This window comes from Kosakonia quasisacchari (assembly GCF_004331415.1).
In the GTDB taxonomy this organism is placed as follows: Bacteria; Pseudomonadota; Gammaproteobacteria; order Enterobacterales; family Enterobacteriaceae; genus Kosakonia; species Kosakonia quasisacchari.
Map to the genome: position 1 here is coordinate 133,303 of NZ_SJOP01000005.1, position 24,488 is coordinate 157,790.

Annotated in this window: 18 protein-coding genes and 1 riboswitch; of the genes, 13 read left to right on the plus strand and 5 right to left on the minus strand. The window is 56.0% G+C overall.

Features of this window, described 5'->3' with window-relative positions:
* Both leuC and leuD read left to right on the plus strand, forming a co-directional pair.
* Window positions 1-1,398, plus strand: coding sequence for a 3-isopropylmalate dehydratase large subunit (gene leuC, locus E0L21_RS07330; RefSeq protein ID WP_131408098.1), 1,398 nt, complete (start codon window positions 1-3; stop codon window positions 1,396-1,398).
* 10 nt (window positions 1,399-1,408) lie between these two features.
* The gene (leuD, locus tag E0L21_RS07335; protein ID WP_131408100.1) at window positions 1,409-2,014 is read left to right on the plus strand and encodes a 3-isopropylmalate dehydratase small subunit; all 606 of its coding nucleotides are present in this window, start codon (window positions 1,409-1,411) and stop codon (window positions 2,012-2,014) included.
* Window positions 2,015-2,190: 176 nt separating this feature from the next.
* Here leuD and E0L21_RS07340 read toward each other — a convergent pair whose 3' ends face one another.
* Both E0L21_RS07340 and sgrT read right to left on the minus strand, forming a co-directional pair.
* The gene (locus tag E0L21_RS07340) at window positions 2,191-3,369 is read right to left on the minus strand and encodes a sugar efflux transporter (protein ID WP_131408102.1); all 1,179 of its coding nucleotides are present in this window, start codon (window positions 3,367-3,369) and stop codon (window positions 2,191-2,193) included.
* 137 nt (window positions 3,370-3,506) lie between these two features.
* Window positions 3,507-3,659 (minus strand): glucose uptake inhibitor SgrT, encoded by a 153-nt coding sequence (sgrT, locus tag E0L21_RS07345; RefSeq protein WP_131408104.1) that lies wholly within the window; start codon window positions 3,657-3,659, stop codon window positions 3,507-3,509.
* Window positions 3,660-3,746: 87 nt separating this feature from the next.
* Between sgrT and sgrR the strand changes: the two genes are divergently transcribed.
* The 4 genes from sgrR (at window position 3,747) to thiQ (ending at window position 8,824) form a co-directional block, all read left to right on the plus strand.
* Complete coding sequence (gene sgrR / locus E0L21_RS07350; protein WP_131408106.1) at window positions 3,747-5,402, plus strand: HTH-type transcriptional regulator SgrR; 1,656 nt, start codon at window positions 3,747-3,749, stop codon at window positions 5,400-5,402.
* 36 nt (window positions 5,403-5,438) lie between these two features.
* Window positions 5,439-5,539, plus strand: a riboswitch (TPP riboswitch).
* Window positions 5,540-5,569: 30 nt separating this feature from the next.
* Window positions 5,570-6,553, plus strand: a complete 984-nt coding sequence (thiB, locus tag E0L21_RS07355) for a thiamine ABC transporter substrate binding subunit (protein ID WP_131408108.1) — start codon at window positions 5,570-5,572, stop codon at window positions 6,551-6,553.
* Window positions 6,529-8,139: a thiamine/thiamine pyrophosphate ABC transporter permease ThiP gene (gene thiP / locus E0L21_RS07360; protein WP_131408111.1), complete on the plus strand. Its 1,611-nt coding sequence runs from the start codon at window positions 6,529-6,531 to the stop codon at window positions 8,137-8,139. Before thiB ends, thiP begins: the two co-directional genes overlap by 25 nt.
* The gene (gene thiQ, locus E0L21_RS07365; RefSeq protein WP_131408113.1) at window positions 8,123-8,824 is read left to right on the plus strand and encodes a thiamine ABC transporter ATP-binding protein ThiQ; all 702 of its coding nucleotides are present in this window, start codon (window positions 8,123-8,125) and stop codon (window positions 8,822-8,824) included. The genes thiP and thiQ overlap by 17 nt, the downstream gene beginning before the upstream one ends.
* On the opposite strand, the gene E0L21_RS07370 is transcribed toward thiQ, so the two are convergent.
* Both E0L21_RS07370 and araC read right to left on the minus strand, forming a co-directional pair.
* Window positions 8,818-9,588 (minus strand): DedA family protein, encoded by a 771-nt coding sequence (locus E0L21_RS07370; RefSeq protein WP_131408116.1) that lies wholly within the window; start codon window positions 9,586-9,588, stop codon window positions 8,818-8,820. The genes thiQ and E0L21_RS07370 overlap by 7 nt on opposite strands.
* A gap of 127 nt (window positions 9,589-9,715) precedes the next feature.
* A complete protein-coding gene (araC, locus tag E0L21_RS07375) occupies window positions 9,716-10,561 on the minus strand; it encodes an arabinose operon transcriptional regulator AraC (RefSeq protein ID WP_131408118.1) in 846 nt (281 codons plus the stop codon).
* A 337-nt stretch (window positions 10,562-10,898) separates the two neighbouring features.
* Here araC and araB point away from each other — a divergent pair, with 337 nt between their 5' ends.
* From araB to rluA, 6 genes are all read left to right on the plus strand, one after another.
* Complete coding sequence (gene araB / locus E0L21_RS07380; RefSeq protein WP_131408120.1) at window positions 10,899-12,590, plus strand: ribulokinase; 1,692 nt, start codon at window positions 10,899-10,901, stop codon at window positions 12,588-12,590.
* Between the two features lie 10 nt (window positions 12,591-12,600).
* Window positions 12,601-14,103 carry an L-arabinose isomerase gene (araA, locus tag E0L21_RS07385; RefSeq protein ID WP_131408122.1) on the plus strand — a complete coding sequence of 501 codons (1,503 nt, stop codon included), beginning with the start codon at window positions 12,601-12,603 and terminating at the stop codon, window positions 14,101-14,103.
* A 48-nt stretch (window positions 14,104-14,151) separates the two neighbouring features.
* Window positions 14,152-14,847 (plus strand): L-ribulose-5-phosphate 4-epimerase, encoded by a 696-nt coding sequence (araD, locus tag E0L21_RS07390; protein ID WP_131408124.1) that lies wholly within the window; start codon window positions 14,152-14,154, stop codon window positions 14,845-14,847.
* Window positions 14,848-14,920: 73 nt separating this feature from the next.
* On the plus strand, window positions 14,921-17,278 hold the full coding sequence (gene polB / locus E0L21_RS07395; protein ID WP_131408126.1) for a DNA polymerase II: 2,358 nt from the start codon (window positions 14,921-14,923) through the stop codon (window positions 17,276-17,278).
* 224 nt (window positions 17,279-17,502) lie between these two features.
* Window positions 17,503-20,409 (plus strand): RNA polymerase-associated protein RapA, encoded by a 2,907-nt coding sequence (gene rapA / locus E0L21_RS07400; protein WP_131408128.1) that lies wholly within the window; start codon window positions 17,503-17,505, stop codon window positions 20,407-20,409.
* 11 nt (window positions 20,410-20,420) lie between these two features.
* Window positions 20,421-21,080, plus strand: coding sequence for a bifunctional tRNA pseudouridine(32) synthase/23S rRNA pseudouridine(746) synthase RluA (gene rluA, locus E0L21_RS07405; protein WP_131408130.1), 660 nt, complete (start codon window positions 20,421-20,423; stop codon window positions 21,078-21,080).
* A 39-nt stretch (window positions 21,081-21,119) separates the two neighbouring features.
* Here rluA and djlA read toward each other — a convergent pair whose 3' ends face one another.
* Window positions 21,120-21,941, minus strand: a complete 822-nt coding sequence (gene djlA, locus E0L21_RS07410) for a co-chaperone DjlA (protein ID WP_131408132.1) — start codon at window positions 21,939-21,941, stop codon at window positions 21,120-21,122.
* Between the two features lie 196 nt (window positions 21,942-22,137).
* Between djlA and lptD the strand changes: the two genes are divergently transcribed.
* The gene (lptD, locus tag E0L21_RS07415) at window positions 22,138-24,462 is read left to right on the plus strand and encodes an LPS assembly protein LptD (protein ID WP_131408134.1); all 2,325 of its coding nucleotides are present in this window, start codon (window positions 22,138-22,140) and stop codon (window positions 24,460-24,462) included.
* Window positions 24,463-24,488: the final 26 nt, after the last annotated feature.

Sequence of the window (24,488 nt, forward strand, 5' to 3'; positions counted from 1 at the left end):
ATGGCTAAGAGCTTGTACGAAAAGTTGTTTGACGCCCATGTGGTCTATGAAGCGCCGAACGAAACCCCGCTGTTGTATATCGACCGCCACCTGGTGCACGAAGTGACATCACCGCAGGCGTTCGACGGGTTGCGCGCGCACCATCGCCCGGTGCGCCAGCCGGGTAAAACGTTCGCAACAATGGATCACAACGTCTCGACGCAAACCAAAGATATCAATGCTTCCGGCGAGATGGCGCGTATTCAGATGCAGGAGTTGATCAAAAACTGCAACGAATTCGGCGTTGAACTGTATGACCTGAACCACCCGTATCAGGGCATCGTCCACGTGATGGGGCCAGAACAGGGCATCACCCTGCCGGGCATGACCATTGTTTGCGGCGATTCCCACACCGCAACTCACGGCGCATTTGGCGCGCTGGCTTTCGGTATCGGGACATCGGAAGTGGAACACGTTCTGGCGACGCAAACCCTGAAACAGGGTCGCGCCAAAACCATGAAGATTGAAGTCAAAGGCACGGCAGCACCAGGGATCACCGCAAAAGATATCGTGCTGGCGATCATTGGTAAAACCGGCAGCGCCGGCGGAACCGGGCACGTCGTTGAGTTTTGCGGTGACGCCATTCGTGCGCTGAGCATGGAAGGCCGGATGACGCTGTGCAATATGGCGATTGAGATGGGCGCAAAAGCCGGTCTGGTGGCCCCGGATGAAACCACGTTTAACTATGTGCAGGGCCGTTTGCACGCGCCGAAGGGCAAAGACTTTGATGATGCGGTCGCCTGGTGGAAAACCCTGCACACTGACGAAGGCGCGGTTTTCGACACCGTCGTAACCCTGCAGGCAGAAGAGATCGCCCCGCAGGTGACCTGGGGCACCAACCCAGGCCAGGTCATTTCAGTGACCGACATTATTCCCGATCCAGCCTCGTTCGCCGATCCGGTTGAGCGGGCCTCTGCGGAAAAAGCGCTGGCCTATATGGGGCTGAAAGCCGGTGTGCCGCTGACTGAAGTGGCTATTGATAAAGTCTTTATCGGCTCCTGCACTAACTCGCGCATTGAAGATTTGCGCGCAGCGGCGGAAATCGCCAAAGGGCGCAAAGTCGCACCGGGTGTGCAGGCGCTGGTAGTGCCTGGTTCCGGCCCCGTGAAAGCACAGGCCGAAGCCGAAGGTCTGGACAAGATCTTTATTGAAGCCGGTTTTGAATGGCGCTTGCCGGGTTGCTCCATGTGCCTGGCCATGAATAACGATCGCCTGAATCCGGGCGAACGCTGCGCATCGACCAGTAACCGTAACTTTGAAGGCCGCCAGGGTCGCGGTGGACGCACGCATCTGGTCAGCCCGGCGATGGCCGCTGCTGCTGCCGTAACCGGTCATTTCACTGATATTCGCAGCTTGTAAGGAGAACACCATGGCAGAGAAATTTACCCAACATACCGGCCTGGTCGTTCCGCTGGATGCTGCAAACGTTGATACCGACGCCATTATCCCGAAGCAGTTTTTGCAGAAGGTTACGCGCACCGGTTTTGGTGCGCACCTGTTTAACGACTGGCGTTTTCTGGATGACCAAGGCCAGCAGCCGAACCCGGAGTTCGTACTGAACTTCCCGCAATACAAAGGCGCGTCGATTTTACTGGCGCGGGAAAACTTTGGCTGCGGTTCTTCGCGTGAACACGCACCGTGGGCGCTGACCGATTACGGTTTCAAAGTGGTGATTGCGCCAAGTTTCGCCGACATCTTCTACGGCAACAGTTTTAACAACCAGCTGCTGCCGGTAACGTTGAGCGATAAAGAGGTGGATGAACTCTTTGCGCTGGTGCAGAGCAATCCGGGCATTACCTTTGAGGTGGATCTGGAAGCACAAGAGGTGAAAGCGGGCGGCAAGTCTTACCGCTTCTCGATTGACGCCTTCCGTCGCCACTGCATGCTGAACGGTCTGGACAGCATCGGACTGACGTTACAGCACGACGATGCTATCGCCGCTTACGAAAACAAACAGCCCGCCTTTATGAATTAACGCACTCAAGGCCCGGTTTCCGGGCCTTTTTATTGCTCACTCATCACTAATTCTGTAGATAGCATTATTAGCGGATTTTGGCGGGGACTGACTGTCTCTGGAGGTCTTCTTTTAAGCTTTTCAGCATGCCTTAGGGCGAAATCAACCCCGCTTGCTGTGCAGGTTGCATTTTACGCTTAAACGTCTTTGACGCGGCTGGTCAGCCACAGCGTCACCACAGAAATCATCGCAATGCCGATATAAACCGAGCTGTGGCCATAGCTTTGCGCCAGTGCCCCCTGAATCACCCCAGCCAGGATCACGCCAGTCGAAATACTGTTAGTAAACAGCGTTGTCGCCGAACCTGCCCGCCCCGGCATTAAATCCTGAAACCACAGCATGCCAATCCCGGCAATAATGCCGATAAACACCGCATTAAACAGTTGCAGGAACAGTAACGCCACCTGGCTATGGAAAAAGTTCAGGCCAAGGTAGAACAGCACGCCCGCTGCGACAGCGGTGACCATCATGCGCCGTTTGCCAATGCGTTTGACAAAATACCCGGCCAGGATCATCGCCGGGATCTCCAGCCCCGCCGCCGTGCCCATTAAAATCCCGGCCAGTTTGTCCGGCAGTCCCAGTTCAAGGCTAATCCACAAAGGCATATCAATGATGTACATGGTGTTGCAGGTCCACATCAGCGTAGAGGCAATAAACAGCATGCGCACATTTTTATTGCTCCAGCCGCTCACCTGCGTCACCACAACATCGGCGGGTTGCTCAACGCGCGCCACCGAAGGTAACCAGAACGCCACCAGCGCCAGGCTGATAACGAAAATCCCGGCAGCTATGGAAAACATTGCCGTAAAGCCGTAATTAAGCGCCAGCATAAAGGCCAATGGTGGACCAATCACCCACGCCAGTGAGAGCTGCGCACGCATGATAGAACTGAACATCACCACTTCGCGTGCGGAACTGTCCGCATACTCGCGCGCCAGCGCAAAAAGCTGCGGCATGGCGGTATTCGCCAGCGACGCCAGCAGCACACCGCAGGTGATAAGCGTCAGGTAGTGGCGGTTAAAGGCGAATAACAGCGCATTGCCCACTGCCATCAGACAACAAAAGAGGATCAACTTGCGCCTGTCGCCCTGGCTGTCGGATCGCTTTGCCAGCCCAAGGCTGACAACGATCCCGGCAATGGCGTTGACGGTATAAAACAGCCCAACCCAGAACGGCTCGGCGCCCACTTCCCGGCTCAGAAAAAGGCTGAGCGTCGGCGCCTGTAGCGCTCCGGCCACTCCCATCATAAAGGCGACGATCATAAAAGCGATGTAAACACCATTAAGCCGGCGTCCCATCGTCATTAATCCGAGCATGAGCATTTCCTTGTTAAAGCGGGAAAAAGTGAAAGCGAAAAATGCGGCTGCCAGCATAAACGAAAAAAGCCAGCAAAAAACGTTTTGCTGGCGGGTGCATTCGCACTTAATACTCAGTCACACATGATGTCGGCGATTCAGTCTTTCGAGACCGGCGTTGTCACTTCCCACTGCATCAGTTCTTCCAGCATTTTCAGGCGCTGCCGTACGCTCAGGCGGGCGAGCCAGCACGCATCCTGCGTGGCGCGAAAATAGTCCAGATAAAACCGTCGTATGGATGATCTCTGCATATGACCTCCTCGCTTTCATCGCAGAGAAGTATTGGCTTAATATAGGGATAAATAAATTGCTGAGTTTTTGTCAGGAGTTCCCCTTTTATGTCGTCTGGCCGCCTGCAACAACAGTTCATCCGTCTGTGGCAATGCTGCGATGGGAAGTCACAAGAAACCACGCTCAACGAGCTGGCGGAGCTGCTTAGCTGTTCGCGCCGCCATATGCGCACCTTGCTTAACACCATGCAACAGCGTGGCTGGCTGACGTGGGATGCGGAAGCGGGCCGCGGCAAACGTTCGCGACTCACCTTCCTTTATACCGGCCTGGCACTCCAGCAACAGCGCGCCGAAGACCTGCTAGAACAAGATCGCATTGATCAACTGGTGCAACTGGTCGGGGATAAAACAGCCGTGCGCCAGATGCTGGTTTCGCATCTCGGTCGGAGCTTTCGCCAGGGGCGGCATATCCTGCGAGTGCTTTACTACCGTCCGCTGCGCAACCTGCTACCAGGTAGCGCATTGCGCCGTTCCGAAACCCATATGGCGCGGCAAATCTTCAGTGCGCTGACGCGCATAAATGAGGAAAACGGGGAACTGGAAGCAGATATCGCTCACCACTGGAAGCTCATTTCCCCTTTGCACTGGCGTTTTTATTTGCGCCCCGGCATTCACTTTCATCACGGCCGCGAGCTGGAAATGAGCGATGTGATTGCCTCCCTCGAGCGCGCGAACGCCTTGCCGCTCTACTCGCATATCCGCGAAGTGCTTTCGCCAACGCCGTGGACGCTGGATATTCACCTCAGCCAGCCGGATAACTGGTTACCGTGGTTAATGGGTCATGTTCCCTCCATGATTTTGCCGCGCGAGTGGAACTCGATGAGTAACTTCGCCAGCCAGCCGATTGGCACCGGCCCTTATGCCGTAACGCGCAATACGAGCAACCAGTTGAAAATCCACGCCTTTGATGACTACTTCGGGTTTCGCGCCTTAATCGATGAAGTTAACGTTTGGGTGCTGCCCGATCTCAACGACGAGCCGACCAATGGCCTGACGCTTGAAGGGCCAACCGACGGCGAAAAAGCGGTGGAAAGCCGCCTTGAAGAAGGCTGTTATTACCTGCTGTTTGATGCACGATCCAGCCGTGGCGCGAACCCGGCGGTCAGAGAGTGGGTCAGCCATGTGCTCTCCCCTACCAATTTGTTGTGGCACGCCAATGAGCAGTATCAGCGCTACTGGTTCCCGGCTTATGGTCTGCTGCCGCGCTGGCACCACGCGCGCCCCGGAGGAGGCGAAAAACCGGCGGGTCTGGAAACGCTGACAATTACGTTCTATCGCGAACACAATGAACACGAGGCGCTTTCACGCACCATGAGCACGCTGCTCGCTGAACACGGCGTGAAGCTCATCGTGCAGGAAGTGGATTACGACGAATGGCACCGGGGCGACGCCGAAAGCGATATCTGGCTCAACAGCGCTAATTTCACACTACCGCTGGATTTCTCGGTGTTCGCGAACCTCTACGAAGTACCGCTGCTACAGCACTGCATTCCGATTGACTGGCAGGCGGATGCAGCAAAATGGCGCAACGGGGAGATGAATCTTGCCGTCTGGTCGCAACAATTGCTCGCCAGCAAAGCCATCGTACCGCTGATCCACCACTGGCTGAGGATTCAGGGGCAGCGCACCATGCGTGGACTGCGTATGAACACGCTGGGCTGGTTCGACTTTAAATCCGCCTGGTTTGCGCCACCGGATCCATAAGGCTTTCGCATTTTTTACCAAATCATTACAATAGCGGCGTTCTCAACGGGGTGCTACGCCATGCGCGTGTGCTGAGAAAATACCCGTCGAACCTGATCCGGATAACGCCGGCGAAGGGATTTGAGGCTACCTCTCAAAATCCTTTGCCACCCATTTTGAGGTGCAAAGTGTTAAAAAAATCACTGCCGTTCCTGCTGCTGATTGCAGCGCCTGTTTTTGCAAAACCCGTACTGACCGTTTACACCTACGACTCTTTTTCTGCCGACTGGGGTCCTGGGCCTGCGGTAAAAAAAGCCTTTGAACGCGACTGCAACTGCGAGCTGAAATTCGTGGCGCTGGAAGATGGCGTTTCGCTGCTTAATCGCCTGCGTATGGAAGGGAAAAACAGCAAAGCCGACGTGGTGCTGGGGCTGGATAACAACCTGCTGGAAGCTGCGACACAAACCAAACTGTTCGCCAAAAGCGGCGTTGCTACCGACGCGGTTAACGTACCTGGCGGCTGGAAGAACGACACCTTTGTGCCTTTCGATTACGGCTGGTTCGCGTTTGTCTATGATAAAAACAAGCTGAAAAACCCGCCGAAAAGCCTGAAGGAACTGGTGGAAAGCGATCAGAAATGGCGCGTTATCTACGAAGATCCGCGCACCAGCACACCGGGCCTCGGCCTGCTGCTGTGGATGCAGAAAGTCTATGGCGACAACGCGCCACAAGCCTGGCAGAAGCTGGCAGCTAAAACGGTCACCGTCACTAAAGGCTGGAGCGAAGCGTACGGCCTGTTCCTGAAAGGCGAAAGCGACCTGGTGCTGAGCTACACCACGTCTCCGGCTTACCACCTCATTGAAGAGAAAAAAGATAACTACGCGGCAGCGAATTTCAGCGAAGGCCACTATTTGCAGGTCGAAGTCGCTGCCCGCACCGCTGCCAGCAAACAGCCGGAACTGGCGGAAAAATTCCTGAAATTTATGGTGTCGCCCGCTTTCCAGAACACCATCCCGAGCGGTAACTGGATGTATCCGGTCACCAATGTGACGCTGCCTGCGGGCTTTGACCAACTGGTGAAACCGCAACCCTCGCTGGAATACTCTTCGCAGGAAGTCGCGAACCAGCGCGCAACATGGATTAATGCATGGCAACGCGCCGTCAGCCGCTAATTGCTGGCTGGCTGCTGCCCGGCCTCACCACCGCCACACTGATGGTGGCGGTGGCGCTGGCAGCGTTTCTGGCGCTGTGGCAAAACGCCCCGTTCAGCGGGCTGGCTGATTTTTTACAAGACAGCTATCTGTGGCATGTCGTGCGTTTCTCCTTCTGGCAGGCGTTTCTTTCGGCGCTGCTCTCTGTCGTACCGGCGATTTTTCTTGCCCGCGCGCTTTATCGGCGGCGTTTCCCAGGCCGTCTCGCATTACTGCGTCTGTGCGCCATGACCTTGATCCTGCCGGTGTTGGTCGCCGTGTTCGGCATTCTCAGCGTGTATGGCCGCCAGGGCTGGCTGGCAACGCTCTGGCACGCGCTGGGTCTGGAGTGGACGTTCTCGCCGTATGGTTTGCAGGGCATTCTGCTGGCGCATGTCTTTTTTAATTTGCCGATGGCCTCGCGCCTGCTGTTGCAAACGCTGGAGCAGATCCCCGGTGAGCAACGGCAACTGGCCGCGCAACTCGGTATGCGCGGCTGGGCGTTCTTCCGCTTTGTCGAGTGGCCATGGTTACGCCGCCAGATCCCACCGGTCGCCGCGCTGATTTTTATGCTCTGCTTCGCCAGTTTCGCCACCGTGCTGTCGCTGGGCGGCGGGCCGCAGGCCACCACCATTGAACTGGCTATCTACCAGGCGCTCAGCTTCGATTTTGATCCCGCCCGCGCGGCAATGCTGGCGCTGATCCAGATGATCTGCTGTCTCGGTCTGGTGCTGCTGAGCCAGCGCATGAGCAAAGCGATCGCCGTGGGCAGCCATCACATTACAGGCTGGCGTAACCCGGAAGATCGGCGATGGAGCCGGGTGGCGGATATCACGCTGATTGTGCTGGCCTTGTTATTACTGCTGCCGCCGCTGCTGGCGGTGATTATTGATGGCCTTAATCTGAGCCTGGTGAAAGTGCTGGCAGAGCCAGTGTTGTGGCAAGCGGTGTGGACGTCACTGCGCATCGCATTGGGCGCAGGGCTATTGTGCGTTGTGCTGACCATGATGTTGTTGTGGAGCAGCCGGGAATTACGCGCTCGTCAGCAAACCATGGCCGGGCAAGCGCTGGAAATCAGCGGTATGTTGATCCTCGCGATGCCGGGGATCGTGCTAGCGACTGGCTTCTTTCTGCTACTCAATAACAGCATTGGCCTGCCCGCTTCCGCCGATGGCATTGTTATTTTCACTAACGCGCTGATGGCCATTCCTTATGCGCTGAAAGTGCTGGAAAACCCGATGCGTGACCTCACTTCCCGCTACAGCATGCTGTGCCAGTCGCTGGGAATGCAGGGTTTTCAGCGCCTGCGCGTCGTCGAATTACGCGCGCTAAAACGCCCGCTGGCACAGGCGCTGGCGTTTGCCTGTGTGCTGTCGATTGGCGATTTTGGCGTGGTCGCGTTATTTGGTAATGACGACTTTCGCACGCTGCCGTTTTATCTCTATCAGCAAATTGGTTCATACCGCAGCCAGGACGGTGCGGTTACCGCGCTCATTCTGCTGCTGCTGTGCTTTTTCTTATTCACTGTGATTGAAAAACTTCCGGGCCGCCATGCTAACACTGACTGATGTCACCTGGCTTTATCACCATCTGCCAATGCGCTTTTCCCTCTCTGTTACCCAGGGCGAGCAGATTGCCGTTCTCGGCCCAAGCGGCGCGGGAAAAAGCACGCTGCTAAACCTGATTGCCGGGTTTCTCACCCCCGCCAGCGGCACGATAACCATCGACGGCAAAAATCACACGCATACCACGCCGTCGCAGCGCCCGGTATCGATGCTGTTTCAGGAAAATAATCTCTTTACTCATCTCACCGTGCGGCAAAACATCGGGCTGGGGTTAAATCCGGGCCTGAAGCTGAACAGTGACCAGCAGCATAAACTTGAGCAGATCGCCGAAACGATGGGGCTGGAGTCACTGCTGGCGCGCCTGCCGGAGCAGCTTTCCGGCGGTCAGCGTCAACGTGTGGCGCTGGCGCGTTGCCTGGTGCGTGAACAGCCAGTGTTATTGCTTGATGAACCGTTTTCCGCACTCGACCCGGCGCTGCGCCAGGAGATGCTCGCGCTGGTACAGGCAGTGTGCCGCCGCCAGCAGTTAACGCTTTTGATGGTGTCGCACAGCGTGGAGGATGCAGCGCGGATTGCCGCACGTTCGCTGGTGATTGCCGACGGGCGCATCGCATGGGATGGCAACACGGATGCACTGCTCAGCGGCAAATCGTCCGCATCTGGCTTGCTGGGAATTCATGGTCAGTGACCGCGAACAACTTTGCCTAAGATGTTGAGATAAATTGGCATCAACGGGTGCTGCGCCAGCGCAACCGCCGCAGCGACGGCGATGACCAGCGTGCCCGGTGCCAGCCATAACAAGCGGCGACGTGGCAGGTAGTTTGTCAAACGATCGACGCCAGCTTTTCCCGCACGCCACAACCGCCAGCACAACCAGCAGGCCAGCCACAGCAGCAGCGCGGTCAGCAACAACAGCCATTTGAAGTTGCCGCTTTGCATATCGGCGGGGATGTCAATTGCCGCACCGGCCAGGATACCCGGCAGGAAGTAAAACGGCGGCCATAGCAGGCAGCCAACGATGTTCGGCGGCAAAAACTTGCGGATAGGCAGATCCAGCATACCGGCGACCATCGGGATCAGCGGGCGTGTCGGCCCGACAAAACGGCCAACCAGAATGGTAAATACGCTGTGCTGATGCAGCGCGTGCTCGGTTTTGTCCAGCAGCGCTTTGTTCTTTTTCATAAACGACCAGCGGTGCAGCGGGCCTTTAAAACGCCAGCCCAGCCAGAAGGAGATCCAGTCGCCGAGCAGGCAACCAACAATCCCCGCCAACCACGCATGCCAAAAGTTCACTTCACCGCTGCCGATCAGCGCGCCGAGCGCCGCCATCATTACCGTACCGGGTAAAATCAACCCGACTAACGCCAGCGACTCAAAAAACGCCACCAGCATAATCGCCACTAGCGAGTACGTGGCGGATTGGGTAATGAAGTGTTCCAGCAGCGCTTCCATAAGGTGTCCTGTTCAGAATGAACGCTGGATTCTCCGGAGGTCATCCGCGAGCGTCAAGCTTTCAATTATCTGAAAATTTTACCGGTTATGTCACATTGCAGAACCTTTCATTGCCATTCTTTACTTTTTATTCACATCCCGCGCGGAATTCACTGGGGCTGGCACCAGTGCATTTTTTAAAAACCCGCGAGAAATAGAGCTGATCGTCAAAGCCAACATTGCGCCCAACGCTTGCAATCGGCATTCGCGTAGTGCTAAGCAGTAATTTTGCCTGGCTGATGCGCTGATCCTCGCGCCAGCTCAGCACACTTACCCCCAGTTGCTGACGAAAAAGGTGTGATAACCGCGAAGGCGACAAGCAAACGTGCTGCGCGACGCTTGCGATATCAAAATGGTTATCCGCCAGGTGATCGCTAATGTACTGGCAGGCGTCGCGCACGCGGTTATCCAGCGGCGGGTGCAGCGATTCGTTAATCGCTTCCATGCGCCGCAATAGCAACTGTTCCAGCAGATTTATCGCCAGATGCTCCGCATAGCGCCCCACGCTTTGCCCGGCGTCGATAATTTGCGCGAAAAGCTCACGAAAACGCTCCATATGGGCATCATCAGGGCGGTAAAAACCGGTTTGTGCGAACAGCGTTGGCCAGTTCAACCACTCATGCCAGTAAGCGCGTGGGCGGAAGTAAACCCACTGGTGATACCACTCGGTAGCGTCGGGGTGGCGGCCATAGTGGTGAATTTCTCCCGGCGGGAAAAGCAGGATATCGCCAGGGCGGCAAACAAACTGCTTGCCGTGGTTCATCACGACGCCTTCACCGCGCACGGTGATGTTAAGGATGTAGCCCTTCATGCCTAGTGGCCTGTCGATAAAAAAATCGAGATAACCGTCCGCTTCAATGGGGGTCAGCCCCGCCACCAGGTGCGCATTAAACGAGTATCCAGGCAGCAGTGGATCGTTCTGTGATTCAGCCATAAACGCAATACTCCCGTGCTCGGCAAGGAAACCAATTGTCCATATTGAGAATCCCGTCATTCCTCAACGGCCCGTAGACAACGGGCGTAAACACGGCAATTGTCCAATCCCGCAAGACAAAAGCAATTACGCCTTTTTAACGCCTTTGAACAGGGTAAAAAGGGATAACGGAAGTGTCTATAAAGGTGGCAGAAATGTCCACATCGAATTTTTGCACGGCGTCACACTTTGCAATGCCATAGCATTTTAATCCATAAGATTAGCGGATCCTGCCTGACGGTTTTTGCCGCCGCTCACTATCGTTTTTCTAACGGTTATTCTTCATGGAGCAAGATACATGGCAATCACAATTGGCCTCGATTTCGGCAGCGATTCAGTACGTGCGCTGGCGGTAGACTGTACATCCGGGGCGGAGATCGCCACCAGCGTCGAGTGGTATCCACGCTGGCAGGAAGGGCGTTATTGCGATGCGCCACATAACCAATTTCGCCACCACCCGCGCGATTACATCGAGTCGATGGAAGCGGCGCTGAAAAATGTGCTGGCACAACTGAGCGACGCACAACGCGCCGAGATCAAAGGCATTGGCGTCGACAGCACCGGTTCAACACCCGCGCCGATCGATGCTGAAGGCCGCGTGCTGGCGTTGCGCCCTGAATTTGCCGACAACCCGAACGCGATGTTTGTGTTGTGGAAAGACCACACTGCCGTTGAAGAGGCAGAAGCCATCACGCGCCTGTGCCACACCGCAGGTAAAACCGACTATTCGCGTTACATTGGCGGCATTTACTCCAGCGAATGGTTCTGGGCAAAAATCCTGCACGTCACCCGCGCCGATAGTGCCGTAGCACAAGCCGCGGCCTCATGGATCGAACTGTGCGACTGGGTTCCCGCCCTGCTCTCCGGCACTACACGCCCGGAAGCGATCCGTCGTGGCCGTTGCAGCGCCGGGCATAAATCCCTGTGGCATGAAAGCTGGGGTGGCCTGCCGCCCGCCACGTTCTTTGATGAACTTGATCCCATCATCAATAAACACCTCAACTGGCCGCTGTTTACCGACACCTATACCGCCGATTTACCCGTCGGCACGTTGACTGCCGAGTGGGCGCAGCGTCTCGGATTATCCGAATCGGTGGTGATCTCCGGCGGCGCGTTCGACTGCCATATGGGCGCAGTCGGCGCGGGAGCACAACCCAATACGCTGGTGAAAGTCATTGGTACCTCGACCTGCGACATTCTGATTGCTGACAAACAGAGCGTAGGCGAACGCGCGGTGAAAGGTATTTGTGGCCAGGTCGATGGCAGCGTGGTGCCGGACTTTATCGGCCTCGAAGCCGGGCAATCCGCCTTTGGTGATATTTATGCCTGGTTTGGCCGCGTCCTTGGCTGGCCGCTGGAACAGCTGGCGCAGCAGCATCCGGAGCTGAAAGCGCAGATCAAAGCCAGCCAGAAACAGCTTTTACCCGCCCTGACCGATGCCTGGGTGAAAAACCCGTCGCTTGAACACCTGCCAGTGATACTGGACTGGTTTAACGGCCGCCGTACGCCAAACGCCAACCAGCGCCTGAAAGGGGTGATTACCGATTTGAATCTCGCCACCGACGCCCCGGCGCTGTTTGGCGGGCTGATTGCGGCCACCGCGTTCGGCGCACGCGCCATTATGGAGTGCTTCACCGAACAGGGCATTGCCGTTGACAACGTGATGGCGCTCGGCGGTATCGCGCGTAAAAACCTCGGCGTAATGCAGGCCTGCTGCGATGTGCTGAACCGCCCATTACAGGTGGTTGAATCTGAACAGTGCTGCGCGCTGGGTGCGGCGATTTTCGCCGCCGTCGCAGCACAAGTGCATGCCGATATCCCGACTGCGCAATTGAAAATGGCCAGCGCCATCGAAAAAACCCTGCAACCTACCGCGCAGGCACAACAGTTTGAACGCCTCTATCGCCGCTATCAGCAGTGGGCGAAGAGTGCCGAGCAACACTATCTCCCTTCAGCCGCGACAGTCTCGCAGGCCGCGTTAACCCATTAAGGACAAGATCATGACTATTTTCGACAATTATGAAGTGTGGTTCGTCATTGGCAGCCAGCACCTGTATGGGCCGGAAGCCCTGAAACAAGTGACGAAGCACGCCGAACAGGTGGTTAACGCCCTCAATGCGGAAGCGAAACTCCCCTGCAAACTGGTGCTGAAACCGCTGGGCACCTCGCCGGATGAGATTACTCACATTTGCCGCGACGCCAACTACGACGACAAATGCGCCGGGATGGTGGTATGGCTGCATACCTTCTCACCCGCGAAAATGTGGATTAACGGCCTGACGATTCTTAATAAGCCGCTGCTGCAGTTCCATACTCAGTTCAATGCGTCCCTGCCGTGGGACAGCATCGATATGGACTTTATGAACCTCAACCAGACCGCGCACGGCGGCCGCGAGTTCGGCTTTATCGGTGCGCGTATGCGCCAGCAGCACAGTGTGGTGACCGGTCACTGGCAGGATCACCACGCGCATCAACGTATCGGTGCCTGGATGCGCCAGGCGGTGTCTAAACAGGATACTCGCCAGCTGAAAGTGGTGCGTTTCGGCGACAACATGCGCGAAGTGGCGGTGACTGACGGCGATAAAGTGGCGGCACAGATCAAGTTCGGTTTCTCGGTCAATACCTGGGGCGTAGGCGATCTGGTGCAAGTGGTGAACGCCGTTAGCGATGGCGATGTCAACGCGCTGGTTGATGAGTATGAAAGCAGCTACCGCCTGACGGCTGCCGCGCAGGTTCATGGCGATAAACGCCAGAACGTGCTTGATGCCGCACGCATCGAACTGGGCCTGAAACGCTTCCTCGAAGAGGGCGGTTTCCATGCATTCACCACCACCTTTGAAGATCTGCACGGTCTGAAACAACTGCCAGGCCTGGCGGTACAACGCTTGATGCAGCAAGGCTACGGTTTTGCCGGTGAAGGCGACTGGAAGACCGCGGCACTGCTGCGCATCATGAAAGTGATGTCCGGCGGGCTGAACGGCGGCACCTCCTTTATGGAGGATTACACCTATCACTTTGAGCACGGCAACGATCTGGTGCTTGGCTCGCACATGCTGGAAGTGTGCCCTTCTATCGCTATCGACGAAAAACCGACGCTGGATGTGCAGTTCCTCGGCATCGGCGGCAAAGCCGATCCGGCGCGCCTGATCTTCTCCACCAAAACTGGCCCGGCGATTAATGCCAGCTTGATCGACTTAGGCGATCGTTTCCGCCTGTTAGTGAACTGCGTTGACGCAGTGAAAACCCCGCACGATCTGCCGAAACTGCCGGTCGCTAACGCGTTGTGGAAAGCGCAGCCGGACCTGCCGACCGCCTCTGAAGCGTGGATCCTCGCCGGTGGCGCGCACCACACCGTCTTCAGCCAGGCGCTGACGCTGGACGATATGCGCCAGTTCAGCGAGCTGCACGATCTTGAGCTGACGGTTATCGACAACGACACCCGCCTGCCCGCGTTTAAAGACGCGCTGCGCTGGAACGAAGTTTATTACGGTTCAAAACGTTAACAGGGAACACCCGGCCTGCTGCGGCAGGCCACTTTCCTGGAGGAACGCATGTTAGAAGCATTGAAACAGCAGGTGCTGGAAGCCAACCTGGCGCTGCCAAAACACAACCTGGTCACGCTGACATGGGGCAACGTCAGTGCCGTTGACCGTGCAAGCGGTCTGATGGTGATTAAACCTTCTGGCGTCGATTACAGCATCATGACCGCTAACGATATGGTGGTCGTCAACATTACTACCGGCGAAGTGGTTGAAGGTACGAAAAAACCCTCTTCCGATACGCCGACTCACCGTCTGCTGTACCAGGCGTTTCCGACCATCGGCGGCATTGTGCACACTCATTCGCGCCACGCCACCATCTGGTCGCAGGCCGGTCAGCCGATCCCGGCTACGGGAACTACGCATGCCGACTATTTTTATGGCGAGATCCCCTGTACCCGTAAGATGACCGATGAGGAGATCAACGGCGAATACGAGTGGGAAACCGGCAATGTGATTGTCGAAACCTTTGAGAAAAAAGGTATCGATCCGGCGCAGATGCCCGGCGTGCTGGTGCATTCTCACGGCCCGTTTGCCTGGGGTAAAAGCGCCGATGACGCGGTACATAACGCCATCGTGCTGGAAGAGGTGGCCTATATGGGCATTTTCTGTCGCCAGCTCGCCCCACAACTGCCCGCAATGCAACAAACGCTGCTGGATAAACACTACTTACGTAAGCACGGCGCGAAGGCTTACTACGGCCAATAGCTGTATAAAACCACAGCACATAACAACAAACCAGGCTATAATCTCGCCTGGTTTTGTTTTATGAGAGACGGCTGTGGCGCAGGCGCGAGAAGGTTTTATTTTAACCCGACACTGGCGGGATACCCCCACCGGGACTGAGGTGGAGTTCTGGCTGGCGACGGATAACGGCCCGCTGCGCGTCACGCTGCCGCCACAGGAGTCGGTCGCCTTTATTCCCGCCTCGCAGGTGGAAAAAGCAAAACGGCTGCTGCGCGGCGAAAAACAGTGGCGCTTAACGCCGCTGAACCTGAGCGACTTTCACCGCCAGCCGGTGTATGGCCTTTACTGCCGTGCTCATCGCCAACTGATGCGCATTGAAAAAATGCTGCGCGATGACGGCATCACCGTTTACGAAGCCGATATCCGCCCGCCGGAACGCTTTCTGATGGAGCGCTTTATCACCGCGCCGGTGTGGGTCGATGGCACACCGCAGGGTGCTGCGCTGGTTGAGGCGCGGCTGAAACCTAGCCCGCACTACCGCCCGCCGCTGAAATGGGTGTCGCTGGATATCGAAACCAGCCGCCACGGCGAGCTTTACTGCATTGGCCTTGAAGGTTGTGGGCAGCGCACGGTTTATATGCTCGGGCCGGAGAGCGATAACGCCCAGGAGCTGGATTTTGAGCTGGAGTATGTTGCCAGCCGCCCGCAACTGCTGGAAAAACTCAACGCCTGGTTTGCCACACACGATCCCGATGTGATTATTGGCTGGAGCGTCGTGCAATTCGATTTGCGCGTGCTGCAAAAAAGCGCCGAACGCTACCGCGTGCCGCTGACGCTCGGGCGCAACGGCAGCGAACTGGAGTGGCGCGAGCACGGCTTTAAGAATGGTGTATTTTTCGCGCAGGCCACCGGCAGGCTGATTATCGATGGGATTGAGGCGCTGAAATCCGCGTTCTGGAAATTTTCCTCATTCTCGCTGGAAACCGTCTCCAGAGAGCTGCTTGGCGAAGGCAAAGCGATTGATAACCCGTGGGATCGCATGGATGAAATAGACCGACGCTTTGCCGAGGACAAACCCGCGCTCGCCACCTATAACCTGAAAGATTGCGAACTGGTCACGCGCATCTTCCACAAGACGGAGATCATGCCGTTTCTGCTGGAGCGCGCCACGGTGAACGGTTTGCCCGTTGACCGGCACGGCGGCTCAGTGGCGGCATTCAGCCACCTCTATTTCCCGCGCATGCACCGCGCAGGCTATGTCGCGCCCAATCTCGGTGGCGTGCCGCCGCAGGCCAGCCCCGGCGGTTATGTGATGGATTCGCGCCCCGGCCTGTATGACTCGGTGCTAGTGCTGGATTACAAAAGCCTCTACCCGTCTATTATTCGCACCTTCCTGATCGACCCCGTCGGTCTTGTTGAAGGCATGGCGCAGCCGGATAACACGCACAGCACCGAGGGGTTTCTCGGCGCGTGGTTTTCGCGTGAAAAACACTGCCTGCCAGGGATTGTCGGGCAGATCTGGCACGGGCGCGATGAGGCCAAACGTCACGGCAACAAGCCGCTGTCGCAAGCGCTGAAGATCATCATGAATGCGTTTTACGGTGTGCTCGGCACCAGCGCCTGCCGCTTTTTCGATCCGCGACTGGCATCGTCGATCACCATGCGTGGCCACGAAATCATGCGCCAAACCAAAGCGTTGATTGAAGCGCAGGGCTACGACGTTATCTATGGCGATACCGACTCCACCTTCGTCTGGTTAAAGCAAGCCCACAGCGAAGAGGATGCCGCGCGTATTGGCCGCGCGCTGGTCGAGCACGTCAATGGTTGGTGGTCGGCGCATCTTAAAAGTCAGCAACTGGAGAGCGCGCTGGAGCTGGAGTTTGAAACCCATTTTTGCCGGTTTCTGATGCCTACAATTCGTGGCACCGAACAGGGCAGCAAAAAGCGTTACGCCGGGATGATTCAGGAAGGCGAGAGCCAGCGCATGGTGTTTAAGGGGCTGGAAACCGTGCGTACAGACTGGACACCACTGGCTCAACAGTTCCAGCAAGCGCTTTATTTGCGGGTGTTTCGCAACGAGCCTTATCAGGACTATGTCCGCGAAACCATTGCCAGCCTGATGGCGGGCGAACTCGATGATCAGCTTATTTATCGCAAGCGCCTGCGCAGGGCGCTCTCGGAGTACGAACGTAACGTGCCACCGCACGTGCGCGCTGCACGCCTGGCGGATGAAGAGAACCGCAAGCGTGGCCGCCCGGCGCAGTACCAGAACCGCGGCACCATCAAGTATGTCTGGACCACCGGCGGGCCGGAACCGGTCGACTACCAGCACTCGCCACTCGATTACGATCACTACCTGAGTAAACAATTGCAGCCGGTTGCCGAGGGAATTCTGCCTTTCATTGACGACGATTTTGCTACACTACTTACAGGGCAACTGGGACTCTTTTGAGGTTTACATGTCGCGTTTCCCGGCTTGCAACATTACCGCTATACCCTGGCCATTTCGGCTTTCCACCGCGAGCGGCGTGAAAGACAGCAGGTATAGATAGTGACGAAAGGGATTGCTTCCTTTACCATAGCGCCCTTCCTTTTTCTGGCCCCAAATTTTGTACGCCCGCCTGCCTTCAGGCGGTGACGAACTATTGCCTGCAATTTGAGATATAGAGTTCATTTATGCCCTTTACACTTGGTCAACGCTGGATTAGCGACACGGAAAGCGAACTCGGACTTGGCACAGTCGTCGCAATGGATGCGCGCACGGTCACCCTCCTTTTTCCGGCTACGGGTGAAAACCGTCTGTACGCTCGCAGCGACTCCCCGGTTACCCGCGTGATGTTCAACCCCGGTGATACGGTGACCAGCCATGATGGCTGGCAGCTCACAATTGAAGACGTAAAAGAGGAAAACGGGCTGCTCGCTTACACCGGCACACGCCTGGACACGCAGGAAAGCAATGTCATCCTGCGCGAAGTGTTGCTCGACAGCAAACTGGTATTCAGCAAGCCGCAAGACCGCTTATTCGCCGGGCAGATCGACCGAATGGATCGCTTCGCGTTGCGTTTTCGCGCGCGTAAATACCAAAGTGAACAGTACCGTATGCCGTGGAGCGGCTTGCGTGGCCAGCGCACCAACCTGATCCCGCACCAGTTGCACATCGCGCATGATGTGGGCCGTCGCCATGCCCCGCGCGTATTGCTGGCAGATGAAGTGGGTCTTGGAAAAACCATCGAAGCCGGGATGATCCTGCACCAACAGTTACTTTCTGGTGCAGCTGATCGCGTGCTGATCGTGGTGCCGGAAACCCTGCAACATCAGTGGCTGGTCGAAATGCTGCGCCGCTTCAACCTGCGTTTCGCCCTGTTTGATGATGAACGTTACGCCGAAGCGCAGCACGATGCCGACAACCCGTTCGAGACCGAGCAACTGGTGATTTGCTCGCTCGATTTCGTGCGCCGTAACAAGCAGCGCCTGGAGCATCTGTGCGATGCCGAATGGGATCTGCTGGTGGTCGACGAAGCGCACCATCTGGTGTGGAGCGAAAACGAAGCCAGCCGTGAATATCAGGCGATTGAGCAACTTGCTGAGCGCGTACCGGGTATTCTGCTGCTGACCGCCACCCCGGAACAGTTGGGAATGGAGAGCCACTTTGCACGCCTGCGCTTGCTGGATCCGAACCGTTTCCATGATTTCGTCCAGTTCGTTGAAGAGCAGCAAAATTACCGTCCGGTCGCCGACGCCGTTGCCCTGCTGCTGGCGGGCGAACGCCTGAGTAACGATGACCTAAATATGTTGAGCGATCTGGTGGGCGAGCAGGATATCGAACCGCTGCTGCAAACCGCCAACAGCGATCGCGACGGCGCGACTGCCGCGCGCCAGGAACTGATTTCCATGCTGATGGACCGACACGGCACCAGCCGTGTGCTGTTCCGCAACACCCGTAACGGTGTAAAAGGTTTCCCGAAACGCGAGCTGCACACCGTTAAGCTACCGCTGCCGACGCAGTATCAAACGGCGATTAAAGTCTCCGGCATCATGGGTGCGCGTAAAAGTCAGGAAGAGCGCGCTCGCGATATGCTCTACCCGGAGCAGATTTATCAGGAATTTGAAGGTGATACCGGTACATGGTGGAACTTCGACCCACGTGTTGAGTGGCTGATGGGCTATCTCACCAGCCACCGCTCGCAAAAAGTGCTGGTGATTTGCGCCAAAGCCGCCACCGCGCTGCAACTGGAGCAGGTGCTGCGTGAACGCGAGGGTATCCGTGCAGCGGTGTTCCATGAAGGTATGTCAATCATTGAACGCGACCGCGCAGCGGCGTGGTTCGGTGAAGAGGACAGCGGCGCGCAGGTCCTGTTGTGCTCGGAAATCGGTTCTGAAGGGCGTAACTTCCAGTTCGCCAGCCATCTGGTGATGTTCGATCTGCCGTTTAACCCGGATCTGCTGGAGCAGCGCATCGGCCGTCTGGATCGTATTGGTCAGGCGCACGATATTCAGATCCATGTGCCTTATCTGGAAAAAACCGCGCAGTCTGTGCTGGTGCGCTGGTATCACGAAGGGCTGGACGCCTTTGAGCACACCTGCCCGACCGGGCGCACTATCTACGATAGCGTCCACAATGATCTGATTAATTACCTGGCAGCACCGGAAGATACTGACGGTTTTGATCAGCTGATCAAAACCTGCCGTGAGCAGCATGACGCGCTGAAAGCGCAGTTGGAACAAGGCCGCGACCGCTTGCTGGAGATCCACTCTAACGGCGGTGAAAAAGCGCAGGCGCTGGCCGAAAGCATTGCCGAGCAGGACGACGACACCGCGCTTATTGCCTTCGCCATGAACCTGTTCGATATCATTGGTATTAACCAGGACGATCGCGGTGAAAACATGATCGTCCTGACGCCATCGGATCATATGCTGGTGCCGGATTTCCCGGGCCTGCCGGAAGATGGCTGCACCATTACCTTTGATCGTGACGTCGCGCTTTCACGCGAGGATGCGCAGTTTGTCACCTGGGAACACCCGATCATTCGTAATGGTTTGGATCTGATCCTTTCTGGTGATACCGGCAGCAGTACCATTTCGTTGCTGAAAAACAAAGCGCTGCCAGTCGGTACGCTGCTGCTGGAGCTGATTTACGTAGTGGAAGCGCAGGCACCGAAACAGCTGCAACTTAATCGCTTCTTGCCATCAACGCCGATCCGCCTGCTGATGGACAAAAACGGCACTAACCTCGCCGGCCAGGTGGAGTTCGAAAGCTTTAACCGCCAACTTAGCGCAGTGAATCGCCATACTGGCAGCAAGCTGGTAAACGCGGTTCAGCAGGAGGTTTACACCATTCTGCAAAAAGGTGAAGCGCAGGTGGAAACGGCAGCACGCGAACTGATTGAGGCCGCGCGCAGCGAAGCGGATGAAAAGCTGTCGGCAGAACTGGCGCGTCTGGAAGCATTAAAAGCGGTTAACCCGAACATTCGCGACGACGAACTTGCCGCCATTGAGAGCAACCGTCTGCAAGTGATGGAAAGCCTGGCGCAGGCGGGCTGGCGGCTTGATGCGCTGCGTTTGATTGTCGTGACGCACCAATAACGGAGCCCGCAATGCTGATGGAACCCTACAATCCGCCGCAGGATCCCTGGCTGGTGATTCTGTATCAGGATCAGCACATTATGGTCGTCAACAAGCCCAGTGGTTTGTTGTCGGTGCCAGGGCGTCTGGATGAGCATAAAGACAGCGTGATGACGCGTATTCAGCGCGACTTCCCGCAGGCTGAATCCGTACACCGCCTGGATATGGCGACCAGCGGTGTGATTGTAGTGGCGCTGACCAAAGATGCCGAGCGTGAGTTAAAACGCCAGTTCCGCGAACGTGAGCCGAAAAAGCAGTATCTGGCACGCGTTTGGGGTCATCCGGAAAAAGCCGAAGGGCTGGTAGATTTACCGCTGATTTGCGACTGGCCGAACAGACCAAAGCAGAAAGTGTGTTTTGAAACCGGCAAAGCGGCGCAGACCGAGTATGAAGTGCTGGCGTATGAGGAAGATGGCACCGCTCGCGTGCGTCTGAAGCCGATTACCGGGCGCTCGCATCAGTTACGCGTGCATATGTTAGCGTTAGGACATCCGATCCTCGGTGACCGTTTTTACGCCACGCCAGAAGCGCTGGCTATGGCACCGCGTTTGCTGCTGCATGCAGAGACGCTGACCATCACCCATCCGGCATTTGGCAATAGCATGACATTTAAAGCACCGGTCGATTTTTAAAAGGTTCCCCGGCTTTGCGCCCGGGGAACCTTTACAACGTTAGCGAAAACCCTTCTGCTCGCGAATCAGCTCGTAAGCTTTCTGAATTTCCTGCGCTTTTTGTTTCGCCATCTCCATCATCTCCGGCGGCAGCCCTTTCGCCACCAGTTTGTCCGGATGATGCTCGCCCATCAGCTTACGGTAGGCACGCTTGATGGTGGTCGCATCGTCCGACGGCTTCACACCCAGCACATTACAGGCATCTTCCAGCGTCGGTCCACGTTGCGCCTGCTGCCAGCCACCACCACCCGCTTGCTGCTGATGCTGATAACCACCGCCAAACTGCGCTCCGCCCTGCATCATGCGCAAAAACTGATCGAATTGCAGACGCGAAATACCCAGCTCCTCGGCGATAACGTACAACACTTCACGTTCGCTGGGGTGCAAAGAACCATCGGCGAAGGCCGCCTGGATTTGAATTTCCAGAAACATCCTAATCAAGTCGAAACGTCCGAAGCAGACGCTGCGAAACTGACGCATCTTGTCGCGTAACGGGTAATTATCCGTCTTGCCGACGCGAAACGCCTGCTGCGCTGCGCTGCGCGACTCACCGTGCAGGTTTAAGCGATCCATAAACAAGCTGGCCACCTGGATATCCGCCTCGGTCACCCGGCCTTTCGATTTGGTTAGATGCCCCATCACCTCAAAGGTGGTGGCGAAAAAGAGCGTCTGACGTTCGCGCTGGTTGGCAAACCACGCCATTTTTCGGCTGCGCGCCTTGTCAAAAAAGTGCCCGACTAACAACCCAAGAACCGCGCCCCAAAAGCCGCCGCCCATGAAAAGAGCGATGACAACACCAACCACTTTTCCCCAATACTGCATATACTCCCCAAATCGTCATGCCGTCGGCTAAAATTTGCTTTATCATACCCGTCATTCTATGCCATGCACAGGCGCAGTCTTCTCCCCCTGGCTCGAACGCGGGCAGGATTAAAACTAGCGTTGCAAAGGCGAGTAAGTTAGTCTCAGACCGTTTGCCAGCGTAAAGCCACAGATGACGGAACAACAAATACAACGTATGAAAAAACGTATCCCCACCCTCCTGGCCACCATGATTGGCTCTGCCCTTTACAGCCAGCAGGGGATGGCAGCCGATCTTGCCTCGCAGTGTATGCTTGGCGTTCCCAGCTACAACCGCCCCCTGGTACAGGGCGACACCAATAATTTGCCGGTGACGATCAATGCCGATCACGCAAAAGGCAACTACCCTGACGATGCCGTTTTTACCGGCAATGTCGATATTAATCAGGGAAATAGCCGTTTGCAGGCCGATGAGGTGCAGCTTCATCAGCAGCAGCCAGAAGGTCAGACGGACCCGGTTCGCACAGTGGATGCACTCGGTAATGTGCACTATGACGATAACCAGGTCATCCTGAAAGGTCCTAAAGGTTGGTCAAACCTGAACACCAAAGATACCAATGTCTGGCAAGGTGATTACCAGATGGTGGGTCGTCAGGGGCGCGGCACCGCCGATCTGATGAAACAGCGTGGACAAAACCGCTACACCATTCTGGACAATGGGATGTTTACTTCTTGCCTGCCTGGTTCAAACACCTGGAGCGTTGTCGGCAGTGAAGTTATTCAGGATCGCCAGGAGCAGGTTGCAGAAATCTGGAATGCGCGCTTTAAGCTCGGCCCGGTGCCGGTGTTCTACAGCCCGTATTTGCAATTACCTATCGGTGACAAGCGCCGCTCAGGTTTTCTGATCCCCAATGCCAAGTACAGCACGACGAACTATTTCGAGTTCTATCTGCCCTACTACTGGAACATTGCGCCAAATATGGATGCGACGATCACGCCGCACTACATCCATAAACGTGGCAACGTGCAGTGGGAAAACGAATTCCGTTATCTGACGCAGGCAGGTGCTGGCCTTATTGAGTTCGATTACCTGCCTTCAGACAAAGTGTTCCAGGATGAATACCCGACCGAAGGGGAACGTCACCGCTGGCTATTTTACTGGCAACATGCCGGGGTAATGGATCAGGTTTGGCGTTTCAATGTTGACTACACCAAAGTCAGCGATCCGCATTATTTTAACGATTTTACGTCAAAATATGGTTCTAGTACTGACGGCTATGCCACGCAGATTTTCAGTGCGGGTTATGGAGTAGAAAATTTCAATGCCACAGTGACAACCAAACAGTTCCAGGTTTTTAACCGCCAGAACAGTAACTCGTACGCTGCGCTACCCCAGGTGGACGTGAACTGGTATCACAACGATCTTGGTCCGTTTGATTTCCGTACTTACGGCCAGGCGGTGAAATTTACCAACACCAATTCGAGTTTGCCTGAAGCGACGCGTGTACATCTGGAACCTACGCTCAGTCTGCCCGTTTCCAACGCCTGGAGCAGCCTGAATACCGAAGTGAAAATGCTGGCGACCCACTACCAGCAGAGCAATATCGATAACACCAACTATAAAGAGTCCGTTAGCCGCGTTATGCCGCAATTTAAAACGGACGGAAAACTGGTCTTTGAACGTGATATGAACTGGGCAGAGGGCTACACCCAGACGCTGGAGCCGCGCGCTCAGTATCTGTATGTGCCGTATCGCGATCAGAGCCATATCAACAACTACGATTCCTCGCTGCTGCAATCCGACTACAGCGGGCTGTTCCGCGATCGCACTTATGGCGGTCTGGACCGTATCGCGTCAGCAAACCAGGTTACTACCGGCGTCACAACCCGCATTTATGATGAAGCGGCGGTTGAACGTTTTAACGTTTCTGTTGGTCAAATCTACTATTTCACCGAGTCCCGTACCGGTGATGACAACATTAACTGGGAGAAAGACAACAAAACAGGTTCGCTGGTGTGGGCAGGCGATACATACTGGCGTATTTCTGACCGTTGGGGTCTGCGCGGCGGGGTGCAGTATGACACCCGTCTGAATAATATCGCTAACAGCAGCTCGTCGCTGGAGTATCGCCGCGATGAAGACCGGATGCTGCAATTGAGCTACCGTTACGCCAGCCCGGAATACATTCAGGCTACGCTACCAACCTATGCTACCGCAGCGCAGTATAAAGATGGTATTTCGCAGGTAGGTGCCGCAGGAAGCTGGCCAATTGCGGACCGCTGGTCCATCGTTGGTGCGTATTATTTCGATACCAATACCAGTAAACCTGCCGATCAGATGGTGGGGCTGCAATATAACTCCTGCTGTTATGCGATTCGCGTTGGCTATGAGCGCAAAATCAACGGCTGGGAAAATGAACAAAGCAAATATGACAAAGTCATCGGTTTCAACATTGAGCTGCGTGGCTTGAGTTCCAACTACGGTCTGGGGACGCAACAAATGCTGCGTTCGAACATTCTGCCGTACCGTAGCTCAATGTGATCTCTTTGATTTGCAACGTAATCCGC

Coding starts and splice junctions, on each gene's coding strand:
- leuC (WP_131408098.1), top strand. CDS start 1: ATGGCTAAGAGCTTGTACGAAAAGTTGTTTGACGCCCATGTGGTCTAT.
- leuD (WP_131408100.1), top strand. CDS start 1,409: ATGGCAGAGAAATTTACCCAACATACCGGCCTGGTCGTTCCGCTGGAT.
- E0L21_RS07340 (WP_131408102.1), bottom strand. CDS start 3,369: ATGCTCGGATTAATGACGATGGGACGCCGGCTTAATGGTGTTTACATC.
- sgrT (WP_131408104.1), bottom strand. CDS start 3,659: ATGCAGAGATCATCCATACGACGGTTTTATCTGGACTATTTTCGCGCC.
- sgrR (WP_131408106.1), top strand. CDS start 3,747: ATGTCGTCTGGCCGCCTGCAACAACAGTTCATCCGTCTGTGGCAATGC.
- thiP (WP_131408111.1), top strand. CDS start 6,529: ATGGCAACGCGCCGTCAGCCGCTAATTGCTGGCTGGCTGCTGCCCGGC.
- thiQ (WP_131408113.1), top strand. CDS start 8,123: ATGCTAACACTGACTGATGTCACCTGGCTTTATCACCATCTGCCAATG.
- E0L21_RS07370 (WP_131408116.1), bottom strand. CDS start 9,588: ATGGAAGCGCTGCTGGAACACTTCATTACCCAATCCGCCACGTACTCG.
- araC (WP_131408118.1), bottom strand. CDS start 10,561: ATGGCTGAATCACAGAACGATCCACTGCTGCCTGGATACTCGTTTAAT.
- araB (WP_131408120.1), top strand. CDS start 10,899: ATGGCAATCACAATTGGCCTCGATTTCGGCAGCGATTCAGTACGTGCG.
- araA (WP_131408122.1), top strand. CDS start 12,601: ATGACTATTTTCGACAATTATGAAGTGTGGTTCGTCATTGGCAGCCAG.
- araD (WP_131408124.1), top strand. CDS start 14,152: ATGTTAGAAGCATTGAAACAGCAGGTGCTGGAAGCCAACCTGGCGCTG.
- rapA (WP_131408128.1), top strand. CDS start 17,503: ATGCCCTTTACACTTGGTCAACGCTGGATTAGCGACACGGAAAGCGAA.
- rluA (WP_131408130.1), top strand. CDS start 20,421: ATGCTGATGGAACCCTACAATCCGCCGCAGGATCCCTGGCTGGTGATT.
- djlA (WP_131408132.1), bottom strand. CDS start 21,941: ATGCAGTATTGGGGAAAAGTGGTTGGTGTTGTCATCGCTCTTTTCATG.
- lptD (WP_131408134.1), top strand. CDS start 22,138: ATGAAAAAACGTATCCCCACCCTCCTGGCCACCATGATTGGCTCTGCC.